Annotated in this window: 17 protein-coding genes; 14 read left to right on the forward strand and 3 right to left on the reverse strand. The window is 39.2% G+C overall.

All coding sequences use genetic code 11. From position 1 onward, the window contains the following. The first annotated feature begins 284 nt into the window (after window positions 1-284). From H7A25_08115 to H7A25_08125, 3 genes are all read left to right on the forward strand, one after another. Complete coding sequence (locus tag H7A25_08115; GenBank protein ID MCP5499851.1) at window positions 285-788, forward strand: hypothetical protein; 504 nt, start codon at window positions 285-287, stop codon at window positions 786-788. A gap of 115 nt (window positions 789-903) precedes the next feature. Beyond that, window positions 904-3969, forward strand: a complete 3066-nt coding sequence (locus H7A25_08120; GenBank protein MCP5499852.1) for an efflux RND transporter permease subunit — start codon at window positions 904-906, stop codon at window positions 3967-3969. A gap of 201 nt (window positions 3970-4170) precedes the next feature. Beyond that, entirely contained in the window at window positions 4171-4314 is a 144-nt protein-coding gene (locus H7A25_08125; GenBank protein ID MCP5499853.1) for a hypothetical protein, read from the forward strand. A 178-nt stretch (window positions 4315-4492) separates the two neighbouring features. Here H7A25_08125 and H7A25_08130 read toward each other — a convergent pair whose 3' ends face one another. Further along, on the reverse strand, window positions 4493-5806 hold the full coding sequence (locus tag H7A25_08130) for a transposase (GenBank protein ID MCP5499854.1): 1314 nt from the start codon (window positions 5804-5806) through the stop codon (window positions 4493-4495). A 17-nt stretch (window positions 5807-5823) separates the two neighbouring features. Between H7A25_08130 and H7A25_08135 the strand changes: the two genes are divergently transcribed. The 10 genes from H7A25_08135 (at window position 5824) to H7A25_08180 (ending at window position 17736) form a co-directional block, all read left to right on the forward strand. Beyond that, complete coding sequence (locus H7A25_08135) at window positions 5824-6300, forward strand: Rieske (2Fe-2S) protein (protein ID MCP5499855.1); 477 nt, start codon at window positions 5824-5826, stop codon at window positions 6298-6300. Beyond that, a complete protein-coding gene (locus tag H7A25_08140) occupies window positions 6297-7352 on the forward strand; it encodes a cytochrome bc complex cytochrome b subunit (protein ID MCP5499856.1) in 1056 nt (351 codons plus the stop codon). The genes H7A25_08135 and H7A25_08140 overlap by 4 nt, the downstream gene beginning before the upstream one ends. 78 nt (window positions 7353-7430) lie before the next feature. Beyond that, window positions 7431-8909: a hydroxylamine oxidoreductase gene (locus H7A25_08145; protein ID MCP5499857.1), complete on the forward strand. Its 1479-nt coding sequence runs from the start codon at window positions 7431-7433 to the stop codon at window positions 8907-8909. Between the two features lie 3 nt (window positions 8910-8912). After that, window positions 8913-9176 (forward strand): chaperone NapD, encoded by a 264-nt coding sequence (locus H7A25_08150; protein ID MCP5499858.1) that lies wholly within the window; start codon window positions 8913-8915, stop codon window positions 9174-9176. After that, a complete protein-coding gene (locus H7A25_08155; GenBank protein MCP5499859.1) occupies window positions 9169-11523 on the forward strand; it encodes a molybdopterin-dependent oxidoreductase in 2355 nt (784 codons plus the stop codon). Before H7A25_08150 ends, H7A25_08155 begins: the two co-directional genes overlap by 8 nt. 10 nt (window positions 11524-11533) lie before the next feature. Continuing rightward, window positions 11534-12022 carry a nitrate reductase cytochrome c-type subunit gene (locus H7A25_08160; protein ID MCP5499860.1) on the forward strand — a complete coding sequence of 163 codons (489 nt, stop codon included), beginning with the start codon at window positions 11534-11536 and terminating at the stop codon, window positions 12020-12022. Between the two features lie 136 nt (window positions 12023-12158). Next, window positions 12159-12935 carry an ion transporter gene (locus H7A25_08165; protein ID MCP5499861.1) on the forward strand — a complete coding sequence of 259 codons (777 nt, stop codon included), beginning with the start codon at window positions 12159-12161 and terminating at the stop codon, window positions 12933-12935. Between the two features lie 51 nt (window positions 12936-12986). Then, the gene (locus H7A25_08170; GenBank protein ID MCP5499862.1) at window positions 12987-14774 is read left to right on the forward strand and encodes an alginate export family protein; all 1788 of its coding nucleotides are present in this window, start codon (window positions 12987-12989) and stop codon (window positions 14772-14774) included. 179 nt (window positions 14775-14953) lie between these two features. Next, on the forward strand, window positions 14954-16189 hold the full coding sequence (locus H7A25_08175) for a hypothetical protein (protein ID MCP5499863.1): 1236 nt from the start codon (window positions 14954-14956) through the stop codon (window positions 16187-16189). A gap of 137 nt (window positions 16190-16326) precedes the next feature. Continuing rightward, the gene (locus H7A25_08180) at window positions 16327-17736 is read left to right on the forward strand and encodes an alcohol dehydrogenase catalytic domain-containing protein (GenBank protein MCP5499864.1); all 1410 of its coding nucleotides are present in this window, start codon (window positions 16327-16329) and stop codon (window positions 17734-17736) included. On the opposite strand, the gene H7A25_08185 is transcribed toward H7A25_08180, so the two are convergent. Next, on the reverse strand, window positions 17731-18240 hold the full coding sequence (locus H7A25_08185) for a hypothetical protein (GenBank protein ID MCP5499865.1): 510 nt from the start codon (window positions 18238-18240) through the stop codon (window positions 17731-17733). The genes H7A25_08180 and H7A25_08185 overlap by 6 nt on opposite strands. After that, window positions 18237-19019 (reverse strand): dienelactone hydrolase family protein, encoded by a 783-nt coding sequence (locus H7A25_08190; protein ID MCP5499866.1) that lies wholly within the window; start codon window positions 19017-19019, stop codon window positions 18237-18239. Before H7A25_08190 ends, H7A25_08185 begins: the two co-directional genes overlap by 4 nt. A gap of 49 nt (window positions 19020-19068) precedes the next feature. Here H7A25_08190 and H7A25_08195 point away from each other — a divergent pair, with 49 nt between their 5' ends. Next, window positions 19069-21123, forward strand: a complete 2055-nt coding sequence (locus H7A25_08195; protein ID MCP5499867.1) for a fatty acid desaturase — start codon at window positions 19069-19071, stop codon at window positions 21121-21123. Window positions 21124-21142: the final 19 nt, after the last annotated feature.

The following is a 21142-nucleotide window of genomic DNA, read 5'->3' on the forward strand; positions in this document are numbered from 1 at the left end:
CTTGAAGTATCACAATACAAGGAGGACTCTACAATGGGAGTCTTAAAAGGTAAGCGTATCATGAACCCACATTCTCAAGCTCAGTTGGCTCAGAATGATATGGTATGAATCTTTTAGAAAATAATAGTTTTGATTATTTATATATATCTAATATATCTAATTTATTTTTTCAAAAACGATTGACACTTTTTTACTCAAGAAAAATATTACAGACTGTAAGTTTTAGCTTACTCTTAAATGCAGATCATATACATTGCGAATAAAAAACTATAGGAAAGTTTATAATGGCAGAGTTGCAAGGTTTATTTTATAAGAACATCATCGGTGGCATGTTGTCCGCCACCCTCGTGTTTCCAGAGTATAAGAAACTGGTAGATGGAATGAAAGATGAGGAGTGGTATGATTGGGACAAGTTTTGTACTATGACAAGAGAGGTTGGTGAAAAAGTTACTCCGCAAGTAATGGTAACTCTTGGTAAAAAAGTTGTTAGTGGTGCCAAAGAACTTTTTGCCTCCCAGGGCTTAGACTCAACAGAGAAGATTCTTAAAAATCTGAATACTTTATTCCTGGGGGCAGTACGTAATGCACCGAAATGGCAAAGGTTTGATACCGAAAGCTATGAAAATGGAAAAGCTGTTTGTATCACAACTGTGCCGCAACCTATAAGCTTAATAGAAGGTTACCTGAGAGGCTATGTATCTATGTATGGTTCCTATGTAAAAAATGTAGTTATAGAGGAAGTAAAGGGCCAAAAGTATACCACATACAAACTTACCATAACCTGGTGATATTTCCTTTTCCTTAATCCACGATTAAAATCGTGGGTTAGAAAAGGCATGGGTTAAGAAAAAAGGAAATTATACTCGTAAAAACTCCGAGCTAAAAATTATCATCGAAATCGCTATGTTATCCCGTATATCAATTCAAAACCCGGTTTTTGCCTGGATGCTAATGCTGGCTTTAATTCTTTTGGGAGCTATTTCTTATAAGCGGCTGGGAATTTCCGAAAACCCGGATATCGATTTCCCGGTAATCAACCTTGCTTTTACCCTCGAAGGAGCTTCTCCGGAGATCATGGAATCCGATATTGTGGATTATGTGGAGGAAGCTTTAATACCTATCGAAGGGCTCATCGAGATTCGTTCCAGTTCCAGGAGGGGGCTTGCCAATGTTACCCTCGAATTAGAATTATCGCGTGACGTAGATGTTGCTATACAGGAAATCCAATCGCGGCTATCGGCTGTGATGAATAAATTACCACCGGAAATGGATCCACCGGTTATCACCAAGCGTAACCCGGAAGACTATCCTATTATGTGGCTTGCGGTTACTACAGATAAAAGTTTAAAAGATCTCTCTATGTTTATCAAAGATTACCTGCGGGATAGAATCCAAATTGTGCCCGGAGTTGGAGATATGATCTACGGAGGTTATCTCGAAAGAAATATTCGCATCTGGTTGGATCCCCTAAAACTAAAACAATACGAGATTACCCCGGATGATGTTTTAAATACATTAAGCGAACAGAATATAGAGATTCCTGCCGGTAGGTTAGAAAATAAGAAAAAAGAAATCTCGGTTCGAAGTCTCGGTAACGTTCCGACAGTAGAGGAAATTCAAAAGATTTATATCAACACAAGAAGAGGAGTTCCGGTTTACCGAAACATCCGACTTTCGAGTGTAGGAGAAATTGAAGACGGACTCGAAGACGTCAGGCGAATTTCCCGTTTTAACGGTAAGACCGCTATGAGTCTCGGAGTTAGAAAAATTCGGGGAGCCAATACAGTAGAAGTGGCAAGAGCGGTGAAGAAGAAGTTAGAAGATCTAAAAAAAGAACTTCCTCCCGGTTTTCATATCGATATAGCCAGCGATAATTCAACTTATGTAGAAGAAGCTATCGGAGAACTGCAATTTACTATTTTTTTAGCCGTGCTATTTACTGCCTTTGTTTGCCGGATCTTTTTAGGTAATTTTTCTTCTACGGTAAATATTCTGTTTTCCATTCCGACTTCTCTTATCGGTGGACTTTTCTTTATATATTTAGCTGGATTTACACTCAACACATTTACTTTTCTTGCCCTCACTCTGGCTACAGGTATTGTAGTGGATGATTCCATTATGGTTTTAGAAAACATCACAAGGCATAAGGAATCGGGAAAAGACAAGGTAAGTGCTTCTCTCGATGGAGCCAAACAGGTGAGCCTCGCTGCCCTTGCTTCCACACTTTCCATTGCAGCCATATTTATGCCGGTAGCTTTTATGCCGGGGGTTATCGGAAAATACTTCTTAGAATTCGGGCTTACTGTTTCGGTTACCGTGCTTCTTTCCTTATTCGAAGCCCTGACTTTTACTCCCATGCGTTCTTCTCAGTTTTTAAAAACAGCCGATGAATCCAATGCCTTCGATAGAACCATGTCTCGCTTCCTAAATTATTCAGAAAATCGATACCGCAGGGCTCTGTATTTCACACTGAAATACCCGGTTCTAACCCTGATTCTTACTTTCTCTGTCTTCTTTCTTTCCTTTTATTACTATCCGCATGTAAAAAAAGAATTTAGTCCCTCAAGAGATATTAGCAAACTCTTTATTAGAGCACGCTTACCTGTAGGTACTTCCATAGAAAAAACAGATGAGGAAATGAAAAAAATTGAAGCTTACCTGGCAAAGAATCAGGCGGTCGATAAAGTTTTTATGGCAGTAGGGGGCTTTAATGGAGGAGAAGTGAATACGGCCATGTTTTTTGTCTCTTTAAAAGACAAGGACAAAAGACCCATCAATCCGAATACTCGGAAGAACTGGACTCAGGGAGAGCTAATCGCTCTTTTTAGAAAAGAGTTAAATTCTTTAAATCCTTCTATGAAAGCTTTTATCCAGGATTTATCCCTCAGGGGATTTTCCAGCGGAAGAGGTTTCCCGGTAGAGCTTTCTTTAAGCGGACCGGACTGGGAAAAGCTTGCAGAATATTCTGAAATACTAAAAAAGGAATTTATAAAGCAACAGGTGCTTTTGGATGTAGATACAGACTATGAAGAAGGACAACCTGAGATAAAAATAATTCCGGATAGAAAAAAAGCAGCCGAATTTGGTGTGAGCATGGCCAACATAGGCACTACTTTAAATGCCCTTATCGGTAGTCGAAAAGCCGGTAAATTTACAGAGAACGGTAAAAACTATGATATTCGCGTGGGCATGAAAACCGGTACAAAAGGTTTAAGCGGAAAGGATATAGAGCTTGTAAGTTTAAGAAATAACTATGGAGAAATTGTTAACCTGAAAGAGCTGGTAACCTTAAAGAAAGAAGATGCAATACAGGTTATCACCAGGCTGAATCGTTCTCGCTCGATTACCTTCTTTGCCAATCCGGGTAAGGGAAAAAGTCAGGAAGAATCTATTGAGCAGGCTTTAGAGCTGGCCAGGAAGATTTTACCCAAAGCTTATATACTCGAAAGAACCGGAAATGCTAAGGGCACCGAAGATGCTTTTAAAAGTCTGATTTATGCTATGGTTTTAGGTACGCTTATTTCTTACATGATTCTTGCGAGCCAGTTCAATAGTTTTAAGTATCCTTTTATCATTCTTTTATCTATGCCCTTTAGTTTTACGGGTGCTATAGCAGCACTTTATCATAGCGGATATTCTTTGAACGTTTACAGTTTCATAGGCTTCATTTTGCTTTTAGGGATTGTAAAGAAAAACTCCATCCTACTGGTAGAGTTTAGCCGCCAAAAAGAAGAAGAAGGCAAAAGCACCCTTCGCTCCCTGTTATGCGCCTGTCCCCAGAGGCTTCGTCCCATTCTCATGACTTCCTTAAGTTCTCTGGCGGCAGCTATCCCGGCAGCCCTGGCCCTCGGACCGGGTGCAGAAACGCGTATCCCGATGGCCATTTCTATTATCGGGGGAATTCTATTTTCCACCTTACTCACTCTCTTTATTGTTCCTATAACCTACAAATTAATGAGCAAGAAGTAGGAAGCCTCTACTTTTTTGGAAAATATAGCGAGTCATCGATGGCTCGCTTACGAGAAAAAAATATAAAAAGTAAGATTTTCTTGATTTAAATCAATTACAAATCACTAAATTCCTGTTAAACTACAGGGAAGGGATATGGGGGAGTTGTATCTTCTTTATACTATCAATTTATAGCACACTACTTATAGGATTCTGAGTTAGATGGAAAATGAGAATAATCCTCAAATAAAAGATGAAACCTCCAGAAAAGGTTTTTTTCAAACGCTCGTCATGTTTGTTGCTTTAGGTGTAAGTTATGGAACTTTAGGGAAATTTGCTCTGAACTTTCAGCAATTCCCGCTTTAGAGTACAAGGCTTCTTTAAGCCTGTTTTTTAATCCATAACTTCCGGATTTCCTTCGAGGAAAAGAACCCAAAATACTTATGTATAGTAAAAATTGAGCTAAAATCATAGTAAAATTAGTACAAGGAAAAATGAATGAATAGCTCCTTCAGAAAATTTTTCACTGTTTTTAAAAATCTCGCTATGATGAATTTTCTCCTATAGAAATATTTGCTTTAAATCCATAAGCAATAGCCTGGAATAGTTGCTCCATAGATGAAAATTCAAATATTTCAAACAAGTTTCTTATCTTTTGCCAGAACAATCTTTTTGCATGAAAAGTTCCAAGTGCTTTTCGAAATAATGCACAGCTTGATTGTTGGATCTGATCTACAAGAAAAGCAAGTATCATAAGAGTTGCAAAGTTATTAGACAAATTCTTACTGCCATGTCCATAATTGTGTTCAAAGTGATAACCCTGATTTTTCAGAGTATTGAAGGTTTCATTTTCTATCTTCCATCGTGCTCTCGCGATTCGCATCAATTCATAAGCATTTTCTTTTGTAATTTCAATATCTGTAACCCAGCTAAAAGCAATCATATGCTCTTTTTTATCAACCTGCTTATACTCAAGAACATTGACTTTGAGTTCTGAAGTCTCATTTAAAGAAATTTGGTTTGTAAAAGAAAAGTAATGAGAAAATCTATCTTTCTCTATACAGAATTGCTCTGTCTTTTTTAATTCCTGTAGCTTATCAAGTTGATTGTAAAGGTGTTTGTGATTTTTTTCTTTTGCACCTATGATAAAGGATAGATTCTTCTCTTTCAGTAATTCAATGTGGGGAGCATTTGAAAACAGAGAATCCTCTACAAATATTGTTTTTAAATGAGGATGCTCTCTTCTAAAATCTTCAATAAATCGTTTAGAGGCGTTTAACTCACAGTCATTTTTTGTTTTCCCATCTTCGTTTGTAATAGGTTCAAACATAAGAGGGATAACTTCTTTCTTATCCGGATGCACAATACAGGCACCATACATCATATGCTGGTAGAGAGTTCCACTTTTCTTATTCTTTACAAGACAGGATTTACAATGAATTTTCTCTGAGGAGAAGAATCCGGTTCCGTCTCCGGAAAGAATATAATAATCATCAAGGACACGATAAGATTCGAGAACCTTGCCACGCTGAAGTTTTGAAAAAAGGTTTTTATATATTTTCCTGAAAGCTCCTGTTGAAACTTCATCAACAATTTCTCTCATTTGAGTGTCAGAGGGTATCTCTTGAATCTTGTATATACTTTGAAGATTTTTATTCTTCACTTTTTCTCTTTCAAACTCAAGAAGCGATGCGTTCTTTTGAGAAAAGATAGCAAAGGCTGACATCAAAGCATCTGTTAGGGAAATCGAAGGATTGACTCTGTGGTCCGGGATTTTAGAAAATTCTTCCCGAATTGTTTGATAAAGTCCATCTGCTGATAAATCTACCCGTGCGTGTAACTCGTTTTTGGCTGGCATATAGTCAAAAAGACTATATCCCTGCACAGGTACAAGCGATTTTTGATGAAAAAGTTTACGAAAGCTTTCCCTGTAAACCCAAAAATCTTAGCCTTATCTGCCTGTTACAAGCAAAGCGGGAATTGCTGCTGAACTTTCTTTTCCCGGGAAGGAAAAAACGCAAAAAATCTAAAATTTATATCACCTCAGTGGATGAGGTAAAGCAGGGTGAAAGCTATACTTTTGTTGCTCCCGGTGGGGAAAAATACCTCCTTACTAATACAGGAAGTGGTATAAATCCTTATATAGCTTTTTCGAGTCGCTGTCCACATCTCGGTTGCAAGGTGCACTGGGAAGATAAAAACAACAGGTATTTTTGTCCCTGTCACGGAGGTGCCTTTGATACCAGCGGAAAAGCTACCGAGGGTCCTCCTAAAAAAGCCGAACAAAGTTTAAAGGCACTGGAACTTGTAATCGAGGGGGGAGCGATTTACGCTCTGATAGAAACTACATGAAAGCATTAAAAAATTGGTTTCAAGAACGAATTCCTCTTGACCCGGAGTCACTGAAAGAGCTGGGTTCGGAGCCTGTGCCGGGGCATTTAAAACACTGGTGGTGGTGTCTGGGGGGAACTCCTGCCTATCTCTTTCTGGTTCAGGTAGCCACAGGGATTATGTTGTCTTTTTATTATAACCCGGGGCAGGAAACTTCCTATGAAAGTGTGAAGCATATTACAGAAGTAGTTCCCTACGGGTGGTATATCCGAAGCATTCACCGCTGGGCATCTAACTTCATGGTGATAGCTGTTATTTTGCACATGATGAGAGTTTTCTTTACCGGTGGCTATCGTAAACCGAGAGAAATCAACTGGATGATAGGAGTAAGTCTATTAATCGTTACTCTAATATTTGGATTTTCCGGTTATTCTCTTATTTATGAGCAGCTATCCTACTGGGGGCTTACAGTGGCCGGTAATATCACCGAATCAGTCCCGGCCATAGGGCCTATGATAGCTGACTTTATGCGTGCCGGTTCAAAAATCGGAAAAGAAACTCTTTCCCGAATGTTTGTGATTCACATCGGTGTATTACCAACCGTGATGTTTATTCTTCTCGGTGTGCATATCATGTTCATTCGCTTATTAGGAGTAACCGAGTTTAAGTTTGAAAAAGAAGAAAATAAACCCAAAACTTTTCCCTTCTTTCCCGATCATTTGCTTTCGGAAATAGCCCTGGGAGTAAGCCTTATGTTTTTTATCACGATTTTGTCTGTGATATTCCCTATCGGTCTTGAAGAGAAAGCCAATCCTCTGGTAACGCCGCCACATATTAAGCCGGAATGGTATTTCTATTTTACTTTTCGCTGGTTAAAGCTTACCTCTCTAACCTTTGCTGTCTTAAGCCTCGGAGCCGGAGCGTTTATGCTAATGATGTGGCCTTTGATTGATAACTTCTTTAGAAGAAAAAATAAAAACCGCGAACTAAGCATTTTTTTGGGTATTGTTGGGGTTGTTGTGCTTGTTGTCATGACAGTATGGGAAGCCATTGTTTTACATTATAGTCATTAATGGAAGAGAGAATATAAGAGGAATCGAATGAAGGATTTTTTAAAAAAATTATTTTCTACGGATTCGGAAGCTGGGGAGATGAGTTTAAATACAAAGAAAGTGGTGGTAGCTGTCCTTTCTATTTTTTTTATGCTCTCTCTTCTTATCGTTGCCTGGATAGAGGGAGGGAGAAATCGAGTATTAGATCATCCCAATGCAGTGGTTACGTCAGAAAATAAAGATTGCGTATCCTGTCATACAACCAAAACACCGGGTATCGTCGGACAGTGGAAAGAAAGTAAGCACTCACAAAGTGGTGTGGGTTGTTATAATTGTCATAAAGCCGATAAGGGTGATAAGGATGCCTTTGAACACGAGGGAAAAACGATTGCAACTATCGTATCTCCAAAGGATTGCTCTAACTGTCACCCCAAAGAATATAAAGAATTTCAGGATAGTCACCATTCCGATGCAGGAAAAATATTGGGAAGTCTTGATAACGTTTTAGCAGAAGTTGTAGAGGGCTTTACAGAGTTTAACGAAAAGGGAGAGAAAACGAAAGAGTCTCCTGCTGCCGTATCGGGTTGTTTACAATGCCACGGTTCTGAAATTAAAGTATTAGCCAATGGTAAATTAGATCCGGCAACCTGGCCCAATACAGGTATCGGTCGTTTGAACCCGGATGGTTCAAGAGGAGCCTGTTCGGCCTGTCACATGAGGCATAATTTCTCCATGGCACAATCCAGACAGCCCGAAAACTGCGGTAGATGTCATATGGGTCCCGATCATCCTCAATTAGAAATTTATAATGAATCCAAACACGGAATTGCTTTTACTGCTAACCGGGAACGATTTGTAAAAGGAATGAACGAAAGAGAATGGCTTCCCGGAACTCATTATGAGCAGGGACCTACCTGTTCGAGTTGTCATATGGGAGCTACAAAAGATTTACCTATCACACACGATGTGGGAGCGCGTATTTCCTGGACACTCAGACCTCCGGTTTCAGAAAAGATAGATGAAGGCGCGAAAAAATCCGGAAAGACAGTAAAAACCTGGGAGAACCGTCGTAAAGACATGGAAAAGGTTTGTAAGAGCTGTCACGGTGATGAATGGATTGCAAACTGGTATAAGCAGTTTGATAATCTCGTAGAACTTTATAACGGTAAATTTGGAAAACCGGCTACGGAACTATATAATATGATTCGCTCCGGGGGCTTAATTTCTGCTGATGTTACTTTTGATGATAAGATAGAGTTCACCTATTTCTTCTTATGGCACCATGAAGGTCGTAGAGCCAGACACGGAGCAGCCATGATGGGGCCGGACTATACACAATGGCACGGAATGTATGAGGTAGCTGACAGGTTCTACCACGAATTCATTCCTGAGTTAAAAGAAGTAATCGAAAAAGGAAAACGTTCGGGTAAAGCAGCCCAGGCCTCTGCCGTGGAAAAACGGATGAATGAGATTTTAAACAGTCCTATGCACCAGTGGTTCATAGGGAAAATGAGTCCTGCTGAAAAAGAAGCCCGCAAGAAAGCTTCGGATGCTTTTAAGAAGCGTTATGCGCAGTAGCTTATGCCTGTTTCTTCCTTAATAGTAGAGGTAGTTCCGGGTAAAGAAGAAGAGGTGATTCAATCTCTTCTTCATATTCGAGGAGTAAGTGTAGAAAATGTCGAGAACTCACATTTGGTTGTAGTCACCGATACTTCTACCTTAGAAGAAGACACGGAAGTTACTGAAAAGATTAGTAGTGTAAAAGATGTAGTACTTACGAATATTGTATTTACAAATATTGAAGATACTTTTATAGATGAGTCAGGAGAATTTAGTTATGAATAGTCCTTCTGAAAGGGTTTCACGAAAAGGATTTATTAAGAAAGTTGCTGCTGCCTATGCAGCTTCTGTTGCGGGAAGTAGTATTTTTACGAATTGTAAAAAAGAATCTTCCGAGAAACTTCTAAACGATGCAGAAATCAAATGGAGCAAAGCTCCCTGTCGTTTTTGTGGAACCGGTTGCGGAGTTATGGTCGGGGTGAAAAATGATAAGGTCGTTGCCGTTGCCGGAGACAAACAAAATCCGGTAAATAAAGGCTTACTCTGTGTAAAAGGCTATCATTTGCCGGCAATTCTCTACGGGAAGGATAGACTTAAGAAACCGCAGATTCGAAAAAATGGAAAACTTACAGAGAGTACCTGGGAAGAAGCTCTAAGTCTTATCGCAGCTAAATTCAAAGAATCTGTAGAAAAACACGGGAAAGATTCGGTAGCATTGTACGGATCCGGACAATGGACAATTCAGGATGGCTATGCCGGTTCTAAGTGGATGAAAGGTGGAATCGGAACCAATAATATCGAAGCAAATGCCCGTTTATGTATGGCGAGTGCTGTTACCGGTTTTATTACAACCTTCGGTAAAGACGAGCCCATGGGTTGTTACGATGATTTTGAGAAAGGTGATGTGTTTGTTCTGTGGGGAAATAATATGGCGGAAATGCACCCGGTTTTATTCTCACGCATTTTAGAACGTAAAAGAACGGCTTCCTGGGTCAAAATTGTTGATATTGGAACGAGGCATACCAGAACCACTGAATCTTCTGATTTATTTTTGGAATTTCGTCCCCATTCCGATCTGGCTATCGCCAATGCTATCTGCCATGAGATTGTTCGTCTCGGAAGAGTAAACGAAGATTTTATCAAAAAACATGTATTGTTTAAGAAAGGCGAGAATGATATAGGCTTTGGTCTCGAGGAAGAAAAAAATCCAAAAGATCCTTTAGCAGCGGAACTGGTTAGCTTTGATGAATATAAGAAGTTTTTAGAAACTTATACTCCTGAATATGCTTCCAGGATAAGCGGAGTTCCCGCGAGTAAAATACAGGAACTGGCTTCCTGGTTTGCAGACCCGGAAAAGAAAGTAGTCAGTCTCTGGTGTATGGGTATGAACCAGCATTCGAGAGGAACTTGGATTAATAATCTTGTATACAACATTCACCTTCTAACAGGTAAAATCAGTGAACCGGGAAATGGTCCTTTTTCTTTAACCGGTCAACCGAGTGCCTGCGGAACGGTTCGAGAAGTAGGAACTCTGACTCATGCTTTACCGGCAGGAAGAGTAGTTAAAAATCCGGTTCACAGGGCTGAAGTAGAAAAAGTCTGGGGAGTGCCTGCCGGAACCATACCCGATAAACCTTCTAATCATACGATTGCTATGTTCCGTAAGTTAAAAGCCGGAACCTTAAAAGTGATGTGGATACAGGTCACTAATCCTATGGTAACTCTTCCTGATAGAGATAAGTTCTTGAAAGGAATTCGAGAACATAAACCCTTTATTGTTGTTTCCGATGTTTATCCGACACCTACTACTGAAATTGCAGATGTAATATTGCCATCAGCGATGTGGGTTGAGAGAGAAGCCTGTTTTGGAAATAGTGAAAGAAGGACTCAGCAATGGAATAAGCTGGTAAGCGCTGTCGGAGAAAGTAAAGCAGATTCCTGGCAGCTCATCGAAGTAGCCAGGCGGATGGGTTTTGAGAAGCTTTTTCCCTGGAAAACAGAAGAAGAGCAGGGGAAAGGTCTTTTTGAAGAATATCGTAGTTTAACCCTCGGAACCGGAAAAGATGTGGGTTCTTATGAATTACTACAAAAAGTCAGAGGACTACGCTGGCCGGTAGTCGATGGAAAGGAAACGCGCTGGCGCTACAGGGAAGGTTATGATCCTTATGTAAAGAAAGGAGAAGGAATTTCTTTCTATGGAAATAAGGCTCATCAGAATAAAGCAATTATTTGGTTAAGGCCCTATCAGGCTCCTCCGGAAGAACCTGATAAAGAATATCCATTCTGGCTTTGTACGGGAAGAGTATTGGAACACTGGCATACAGGTTCTATGACCCGAAGGGTTCCGCAACTTCATAGAGCTGTACCGGCTTCTTATATCGAATTGAATTCGGAAGACGCTCGCTCTTTGAGCATTAGTGATGGCAATCAGGTGAAAGTAATTAGCAAAAGAGGAAGCATTATTCTTCCGGCAAGGGTGAACGGTCGGGGAAATCCGCCTTCCGGATCTGTTTTTGTACCTTTCTTTGATGAGTCAAAGATAATAAATGTGGTAACTCTTGATGCCCATTGTCCCATTTCCAAGCAGCCCGATTATAAAAAATGTGCGGTTCGTATTGAAAAAGTAGGCTAAGGAGAGAACTATGAAAATCCTTACTCTTTTATTTTCCTTTTTAATGCTGTTTGCCTGTAAATCAGAAAAGGAGGCGAAACTGGACTCTTTTAGAGAAAAGCGATATACGAACCGAGCTTATGAAGGAGCTCCCCCAACCATCCCTCATTCTGTAGAAGAATGGGGGCGGGAGAATTGCCTTTCCTGTCATGAAGAAGGTAAAGCTGCCAGGGAAGGGAAACTTGCAAAAGTTACACCTCATGCTTTTCAATTAAGTTGCAGACAATGTCACGTTCCTTCTGTATCAAACTCTCAGTTTCAGAAGACAGATTTTGTGGGTTATAGATTGACAGGGGTTTTAAATAAGGTTCAGGCCCTTTCTCCACCCTATATCCCCCATCGTTTGCAGGACAGGAAAAATTGTATAGCCTGTCACTTAAGTGAGAGTAGTCCGGAAATTCTAAAACCTGCTCATGGACTGAGGGTGAATTGTTTGCAATGCCACGTACCTCAACGATAAGGGATTTTTTCCTTTTAAGGCCTGTGATACCTATCAAATAATCCGGAGTAAAAAACCATGTAAGTATCCGATAATAAAATCGGATACAGTTATGGAAGATAAAGAAGTATTTAAACAGGGTACGCTTCGCTACAAAATGCACGAAATCATTTTTGAAGCGGATACTTTTTGGGGTAAAACCTTCGATATAGTTCTTTTGTGGGCAATTGTATTATCTGTTCTAACAGTAATGTTAGAGAGTGTAGAAGGTCTGGAAAAAATATATGGAGACATTTTTAAAATGGTTGAATGGTCTTTTACCATTCTTTTTTCTATTGAATATATGGCTCGAATTTATTGTGTAAAACGTCCTTTAAAATATATCTTTAGTTTTTTAGGTTTAATTGATCTTCTATCTACTCTCCCTACTTACTTGAGTCTTTTTGCAATATCCGCTCAATATTTATTAGTAGTTCGTTCCGTTCGTCTACTGAGAGTTTTCCGAATCCTTAAGTTATCTCGTTATTTAGGAGAAGCTGAAATATTATGGATAGCTTTAAAACGAAGTCGTTATAAAATAACTGTATTTTTAGGAGCTGTCTTGAGTGTGGTATTAATTATGGGAACTTTTATGTACCTGATTGAAGGCCCGGAAAATGGATTTACGAATATTCCTAAAAGTATATACTGGGCGATTGTCACCCTGACTACAGTAGGATATGGAGACATAGCTCCCAAAACTACCCTGGGTCAGTTTATCGCCTCTGCTGTGATGATTCTCGGTTATGCTATCCTTGCTGTTCCTACGGGAATCGTTTCTGTTGAGTTGGCAAATGCTCAGAAACAGGTAAATACGGTCGCCTGCATGCAATGTTCTCTCGAAGGACATGATGATGACGCAAAATACTGTAAGCACTGTGGAGCAAAACTGTAAGTTAAAACTGAAATATATGAAAATATATAGGTTAAATTAAAGGAGTAATGTTTGGAAAGTAAATTTATTTGGATAAGAAGAAGTGGTTTGTTTTTAAGCCTATTTGTATGCTTTACTTATATAAATGCCCAGGAAACGCCAACTGTTAATACGATTGAACCTAAGGCTTCAGAAGAAAAGAAAGTACCGGATTGGATTAACAATCTAAAATTTGGGGGGCTGATTCGTTTTCGACCTGAGTTCAAGAGAAATTATGACTATAGCAATAAGCACACTGCAACGGTAAAAGCTGTTGCAAGCGATGGTACAACACCGATTCTTGATAGCACAGGAAAACAGGTGACCTACATTCAGAACAAGGAAGCGGACAATGTGGAATTTGTCGGACAGAAAGTTCAGTTTTCCATCAGCACGAATTTTTCTAAAGATGTTGAAGGGAAAATAACTTTTCAGGATGCGAGAGTCTGGGGAGGTCAAACAGGTTCTATCAACGGTCTGGGTACTGCAAACGCCAATACTTCGGAATCGGTAGATATCCGGGAAGCCTGGATTGAAGTGAAAAACCTTCCGATGGATTTAAACCTTCAAGCAGGCAGGCAAATCATGGCATACGGCGATTTGCGTTTGGTGGCTCACCTTGACTGGATGAATGTGGGAAGAAGTTTTGATGGCCTGCGTTTTAAGCATGAGAGTAAGTATCTCAGCTCCCATGCCTGGGGAATGGTTATCTCGGAAAAAGATTCGGATATAGTAGGAAATGTTAGTACGGCTACAGCAGGAGATGCCTATTTTACCGGATGGTATAATACTTTAAAATTGCACGAACAATTTAATATGGATCTGTATTACCTCGGAATTCATAAAACCTGGACTCAGGCTAATGCACCAGCATATACAATCCCTAATGCACAGATTACCGTTCAGGATAGAACCAAACAGAGAGACAATCTCTTGACCTTTGGAGCAAGACTTACTAACCGAACCAAGAAGAATGAACAGGGTGCTATGGTAGCTACCATTCCTTTTGACTGGACCTTTGAGTATGCGATTCAAACCGGTAAAAGTGGTGAGGAAATTCAACCGGCCTGGGATACAACCTGGGGTTCTTCGAAAGGAACTATCTATAATGTATATACACCCTATGATCCAACGAATCCGGGCGCGAGCAGTATTATTGCTAAAGATAGAAAGCTCTATAAGGAAAAAGTTCGCTACGATTCTTTTGCCTTTGCTTTTGATGCAGGTTACACAATACAAAAGAAATTTCGTATAGGTGTAGAGTACGATGTGGGTAGCGGGGATCCAAATCGTGCAGATGGAAAGAAAAGCACCTTCCAGAACCTTTTTCATTTAAACCACGTTTACTATGGTATAGCTGACCAGGTGAGCTGGCAAAATATGGTGGGCAAGTCAATTAATCTAAAAGTGAAGCTTGGCGAATGGGGGAAACTTATGCTGGCATTCTGGCATGTAGATAAGCATAAATCTCAGGATGCCTGGTATGGTGTGGCCGGGGGGTCTTCCACAACTGCCTCTACCGAATCTAAGTCCAACTCTCGCTATGTAACAACTGATGTGGTGACAGGTAGACAGGTAGGAAGTCTTGGTAAGCATCTGTTTAAAGAATATGATATTCAATATGATGTGGACTATAAAGGGGTCAATTGGAGTTTAGGTGGTTCTGCTGTATATGCAGGAGATGCAGCCAAAGGAACTCGTGATAATACTCTTGAGATACAACAATCTTTGCAAAAAACTGGAACTCCTCCAGTATTGACTGCACTGGCCTTTAACCCGAGAGCTACCTTCTTCTACATCATGATGGGGTATAAGTTTTAAGAGGTTTCTAAATAGCACTAGCCCAAGGCTGAAGTTGCGGGCTAGTTTCGGATTTCATTTAAGCACCCGGTAGGATTGATATTTTTTGTAGATTAAAAGATTTTAATTGAAATAAAATGCAATATATTTAAAAGCATACATTACTAAGATTAAGTCGTTTTATAACAAAGGACAATATAGTGGAAAATATTGTAGTTTTAGGATTTGCCGGGAATATAGGCATGGGTCTTCTTAGTTTCCTTGATAAGATTATTCTTAATGAGCACGAAGTATTATCAAGCATATTAAAAAACAGTATTTTGCACTGTATCGATATAAAAGATTGCGATAAAGAGCGGAGTCATTTAAACATAAAGAAATATCAAGTAGATATATATAGCAACACATTCGAAGCCTTACTTAAAGAGATAAACCCTTCCCTGATAATTGATTGTTCTGATGTTTATTGGGATAGAATTTTTCCTTTGATTGATAATAAAAATATAAAATATATAAACACGGCAATTGAAGATAATAATTCCAAGGCGAAGAGATGTTTTGATTTTATAAAACAGAAATCAAAATGGCAAATAAAAGGTATCATTGGAGCCGGAGCAAATTCGGGCTGGGTTCAGTGGGTAGCCAAAACAACAATTGAAAAATATGGCAACCACAATTTGACCGGTATTTATATAATTGAAAAAGATACAGGAATTCAGAATAATCCTCAAGATAATACAATTTATCTTACCTGGAATTTATATAAATATCTGGATGAAACCCTGGTTTCCCATGTCTATTTTGATAAGGGTGAGATAGTAGTTCTTCCTAAAAACTCATTTAATTATCTGATACCCGTAAAAATTAATGAGGAATTTAATTTTAGCGGAGCTCTTGTCTCGCATGATGAAACTCTCGAATTATCAGAAAAGTATAAGGTTGAGAGTTCCTATATATATGAAATAAACACTCACAGTCTTAAAATTTTAGAAGAGAATTTTAAAGATACCTATATTGAATTCATCGATAGTAACAGTAATGTCTATAATGAGAAAATACTCAGTATTTTTAAAAATAAGGGATTTCGTATATATAATGCAGATCATACAGTCAAAGGGAAAGATTATTTGGGTAATCTTTTCGTTTATAATGACAAACAGATAGCTGTATATGAAGTGGAAGACCATGAAAATTGTATCAAGGAATATGATATGAATGCAACAGTTTATCAGGTAGTTTGTGGATTATATGCAGGCATATGCTCGCTTCTCCTGGATCCACTTACTAACGAAATTTATATGATTACTGACCTTATTTATACAGAAAATAATAAATACGGAGATTATTTAACGAAGCATCTAAGGAACTGGTTTGAGGAAATAACTTATGATAATCAGATTGCTTTAAAAAAATATTTGCATAGCCTTACCCGATAGTATCTATCTCAGGCGAACCTGCCGGTGGTCTGCCCGGTGCATTCGGTATGTATAGTCAGGGTTGACACTTTAAAAAAAACTGCAAAGTGTTGTTTATTCTGATTGTTATTTTTTAATTTTATATCAGGGATGGTAATATGGAAGTTCAATTTTCAGCACAGGAATATACCTCTGATGACAGATTTATTACATCTCAGTACCTTTTTAAGGGTTCTGTCGATTCTCAGTGGGAGATCTTTCGTAATGGTTCTCTTTATTTACGTCTCGGCAAAGGCTATGAACTTTTAAAAACGAAAATTTGCGGAATTTGTGCAACCGATCTCTCCCGGCGTTTCTTACCTTTTCCGCTTCCACAAATCATCGGTCATGAATTACTGGCTACTCATCCAAAGAATGGCAAAGTATATGCAGTTGAAATAAATGATACCAGTCTTGCGAGAGGAGAAGGTCCCTATGATAGTTTTATACGATCAGGTTTGGCTACTCATAGCCCCGAGCGAATGGTTCTGGGTATAGATCGTCTACCCGGAGGCTTCGGGCCTTATGTTCTGGTGCCTAAAAATGCTATGGTCGAAATCGGAGACTTGAATCCTTATACGGCTGTGCTTTTGGAGCCTTTTGCTGCTGCCTTGCAGGCACTTTACGCGAACCCACCAAAGGATAATATGGTCTTAGCTGTACTCGGGCCTAGAAGGCTCGGCACACTTGTTATTGCAGCCTTAGATATGTATCGAAATATTACCGGAAGTAAATATAACATTGTTGCTCTCTCTCGGCATGATGCCCTTTTAAATTTAAGTAAAAATGTAGGTGCAGATGAAGGAATTAATCTTTTGCATCTTGATGTCGAAAGTTTAAAAGATAAATATAATATAGTGTATGATACGAGTGGTAGCCCGGATGGTTTTGAGCTGGCTGTAAAAATGGCAAAGGATGAGGTGCATCTTAAATCTACAAACGGACAGGAAATGCTGGGTCTAAAACATTTGACCGAATTGGTTGTGGATGAAATGTCCTTATTGCCCTATTCCGAGTCAGGGCTTAATTTTCATTGGGAGGAAGAAAGCGTTAATGAACGCATATATCTTGCTCCCGGAGTGCAAAATTTTCTGGAATTAAAAGCAAAAAAAGTATATTCAACAAGTATTTCCGGAGCTGAAAGTATTCTGGATGAAACGGAGTTCGCAGATCGTCTACCGCGTTTTGATCTCGGAATCGCCTCGAGCCTGGAAGAAATCGATAAACTGATACGTCCATCTAAAAAACACGAGAATTCACTTATCCGTCCGAGAGGAGCTATTTTGTTTAAGGGGGAAGCAGGAACTAATCCTCTCTTACAATTCCTGCAATCAGGGGGCAGGCTTAGAACTTCTCGCTGTGGGGATTTTCATAAGGCTCTGGACTTGCTGAAGAAAAACCCGGAAACAGTTGAAAGCTTATCGAGGTATATGATTTCTGATAAATACCGAGCTGATCAATTAAACGAGGCTTTTAAGAAGGCCCGGAGTAAGGAAGCTATAAAAGTAGTGCTTGAACACTTTTTATAATAGCTCGGAGAATATTCCGTTAAAATTCGGTTCTAAAAAAAGACTATCTCCAAATTGTAACTCTCGAATTCCATTTTTGAGGATGTACTTTCCTTCATACATAGCTTCTACCGCGGTAAACATTACATCCTGTTTTTCTAATGTTTTCATAAATTGGAAGAAGGCAAGCAGGTAACTTCTTAAAAAATCCACATCTTCGTCGGTTTGATAAATTCCTCCGTAGGGAAGCCTGAGAAAGATTCGACTCCAATCTGTGACCCGGCAATAATAGAAAGCTGTACTATTAACTCCATGACCCCAGTATCCTGCAAGAAGATAACCCTCAGGTGCTTCAAACAAATACTCTTCAATTTCTCCCTGGGCCAGGTAAACCCTATCTACTGCAAAAGCATTTCCTAATAGAAGAGGATAGCCTTTTTCTATTTCGAACAACAATGGAGGTAAGCGAAAGATTTCAAAAGGAAGCTTTAATTCCTTTTCAATGAATTCTTGTAGCTCTTTCATGCCTTATCCTTATATAACCTTTTTCTATAATATTCAATTAATAGATCGAAGGCTTCTCTGGTAGGATGCCCCTCTTCGTTCCGAAAGTGGATGGTGAAAACGGCATGGTCGGTGACTTGAAGGCCCTGCATGTTTTTAGGCCCCGAGTATATCGTATTGTCGATGAATAAGTCTCCCAGATCGTTTTTTAGTCTTTTGAATTTCTCATTGGAAGAGAGAGCGTCATGGGAGAATTTAAAACCCAGAACGGGAATTTTTTCTTTAAGGATGCGTTTACAGGCAAATTCATAGTCTTCATCGGAACAGGCCAGCGAAGCGCTTTCAAAAGGATTGATAGGTAAGCTCGGTTGACTGAGAACCGGGGCCAGAAGAGCGGGTTCTAAAAGTAAGGGTATAACGAAACCACCGGTCAGACACATACCGATTGCTCCGAGACCATTATAACCACATTCTTTATGAATTCTGCGACACAGGCTTTTCAAAAACTCTATAACAGGACTGGTTTTGTTTCCCTGGAATAGGGTGAATTCTTTAGAAATGCAAAGCTTTCCAAAGTACTGAATGGTTGTCCCCGTATTATTTTCAATATTAGGCTCTCCGAATAAGAGGGGGAGGTAAACCGTAAAACCCGCTTCGGACAGCCTTGAGGCGAAATCAACACATTCCTGAACCATTCCCGGAAGCTCGTGCATGATAAGGACTCCGGGACCCTGTCCTTTTTTAAAAACCCTGTAATCTCTCTCTTTGTAGCTGTGCAAAAACTCAGTAAATCCCTGCATTTCACTATTTTGAAAATTAAAAAGAAGAATACAAGGTATTTTAAGTTTTATGATTAGAAAAAAAGGAAAAATGGATATTCCTTTTCCCGGGAAATGCATCGGATTTCACCTGGTTCTAAGAAAAATAAAAGATTTACAGGAGGAAAGATACCTGAGAAATATAAAGGAGGAGAATCGTATGCAAAACTTGCCCGAAGTCCCATTATTTTTACGCCCGGAAGAAATCGAAGCATTTGGAGCTGAAATCCATGAGCTCTATTTACAGGCGAAAGCTGAAGGAGGGCGGAAGGAACTGCAATTTTTAGAAACCTCTGATACGGTTTCTAAAACCTTTGATGTGCTGGGAAGGGGACTTATATTTACAGGTGGACCGCTGAGCTGGCTTTTAGGTTCTTACTTACTCAGTCTGCATTACGTGATTGAGTTTTCACAGGGGCATAATATTTTTCACGAACAATACGACAGCATACCCGGAAATACACGTTTTCGTTCAGAAACCTGGAAATGGGATAATACGATGGATGAAGAGGACTGGAAATTTGCACATCAAAGTCTTCATCACCCTTTTACTAATGTGTTAGGTGTGGATCCTGATTTTGGTTATTTGATGTATCGCTTGAATCAGAAACAGGAATGGAAGCCACATCATCTATTTCAGTTTCCTCTTTTACTGACTCAACCTCTTATTTCAACTTTCTTTTTTCCCTGGTATGTAGCTTCTTCGAGGGCTTTTGCTGAAAACAGGAAGCCTGTCAGCTTTGAAACTTACAGTCCTTCCTTAAAGAAGATAATAGAGCATTTTTTTAAAAACTATCTTCTCTTTCCCGGTTTTTCCGGTTTTAATTCCTTGAAAGTTATGACCGGTAATGCTCTTGCAAAACTTATTTCAAATTATTATCTACAGTTTATCTTTGGAGTTTCTCATTTAAGTGAAGCCTCTTACGTTTTTCCTGAAAAAGAATTTGAGACAGAAGCCGAGTATTATCTGAGACAGGTTCTTTCGACTGTTAATTTTGAAATACCGGAATTTCTGGAACTTATTTGCGGAGGTATGGATACGCATTTGGAACACCATCTTTTTCCTGATCTTCCTCCCCTTCGTTTAAAAAAATTAGCTCCGAAGGTGAAAGGAATTTGTGAAAAATATAATATACCTTACAGGAAAGCTCCTTTTCTTGAACAGATTCTGAGTTTTTTTCGAAATGTTCTTTATTGCTCTTTTCCTATTCCAGAAAAGGGACAGGCAGGTCTTGAGCTTTTGTTTCAGACTAAACCGGAGATGCTTTTACGGGATATAGCAGAAAAGACGAAATCTTATTTGGTTTCATTTTTTCAGAAAGAGGATGAGCAGGATGAGTTTTTTCTTAGAAGTAAGGTTCTAAAGAAGAAGATTGAAATTCCGGGAAAAGTGGCAAGCTTTGTACTAAAAGTGCCTTCTCATTGGAAGGGACTTTCCTGGGAGGCAGGTTCCTATATTTCCGTGCAGATGAATATTGGAAATTCTGTATATACCAGGCAGTACAGTCTATTAAGACCTTCTTCTGTAACGCGAGAATTTCATATTGCTGTAAAAGAAATCGAAGGTGGGAAGGTTTCAGGGTATATGCTCAGGCAATTGAAAGAGGGGGATGAACTCTATTTGCTCGGAAGACCGAGAGGAAAATTTACCCTCGGATTCATTCCTCCTAAGCTTCTATTTATCGCAGCGGGAATCGGTATTACCTCTATTTTGTCTATGCTATATAAACTCAAAAAAGAATCACCGAAGCACAAAGTAAGTATTCTGTATTTTAATCGTTACAGGGCAAATATTGCCTTTTATAAAGAATTACTTGAATTACTGATAGGAACTTCCTTCGATATTACATTTTATTTGACAGGAGAAGAGAATATTCCAAAAAACGTATCTACTCAGATTAAATTTGCTTCGGGTTGGATTAGTGAGGAAGGTCTTGAAAGGGCTGTGCCGGATTATTTAGAACGCTATATCTATGCTTCTGCACCGGAAGCCTTTATACAAAAAACAAAAGACTTCCTCGAACATAAGAAATTTCCGCTTTCCCGACTCTACTATGCAACATTCTCTCCGAATAAGGGTATATAGGGGAGGGGTACAGAAAACG

Source organism: Leptospiraceae bacterium (assembly GCA_024233835.1).
GTDB lineage: Bacteria > Spirochaetota > Leptospiria > Leptospirales > Leptospiraceae > JACKPC01.

Coding starts and splice junctions, on each gene's coding strand:
- H7A25_08115 (MCP5499851.1), top strand. CDS start 285: ATGGCAGAGTTGCAAGGTTTATTTTATAAGAACATCATCGGTGGCATG.
- H7A25_08120 (MCP5499852.1), top strand. CDS start 904: ATGTTATCCCGTATATCAATTCAAAACCCGGTTTTTGCCTGGATGCTA.
- H7A25_08125 (MCP5499853.1), top strand. CDS start 4,171: ATGGAAAATGAGAATAATCCTCAAATAAAAGATGAAACCTCCAGAAAA.
- H7A25_08130 (MCP5499854.1), bottom strand. CDS start 5,806: ATGCCAGCCAAAAACGAGTTACACGCACGGGTAGATTTATCAGCAGAT.
- H7A25_08140 (MCP5499856.1), top strand. CDS start 6,297: ATGAAAGCATTAAAAAATTGGTTTCAAGAACGAATTCCTCTTGACCCG.
- H7A25_08145 (MCP5499857.1), top strand. CDS start 7,431: ATGAGTTTAAATACAAAGAAAGTGGTGGTAGCTGTCCTTTCTATTTTT.
- H7A25_08150 (MCP5499858.1), top strand. CDS start 8,913: ATGCCTGTTTCTTCCTTAATAGTAGAGGTAGTTCCGGGTAAAGAAGAA.
- H7A25_08155 (MCP5499859.1), top strand. CDS start 9,169: ATGAATAGTCCTTCTGAAAGGGTTTCACGAAAAGGATTTATTAAGAAA.
- H7A25_08160 (MCP5499860.1), top strand. CDS start 11,534: ATGAAAATCCTTACTCTTTTATTTTCCTTTTTAATGCTGTTTGCCTGT.
- H7A25_08165 (MCP5499861.1), top strand. CDS start 12,159: ATGCACGAAATCATTTTTGAAGCGGATACTTTTTGGGGTAAAACCTTC.
- H7A25_08180 (MCP5499864.1), top strand. CDS start 16,327: ATGGAAGTTCAATTTTCAGCACAGGAATATACCTCTGATGACAGATTT.
- H7A25_08185 (MCP5499865.1), bottom strand. CDS start 18,240: ATGAAAGAGCTACAAGAATTCATTGAAAAGGAATTAAAGCTTCCTTTT.
- H7A25_08190 (MCP5499866.1), bottom strand. CDS start 19,019: ATGCAGGGATTTACTGAGTTTTTGCACAGCTACAAAGAGAGAGATTAC.
- H7A25_08195 (MCP5499867.1), top strand. CDS start 19,069: ATGATTAGAAAAAAAGGAAAAATGGATATTCCTTTTCCCGGGAAATGC.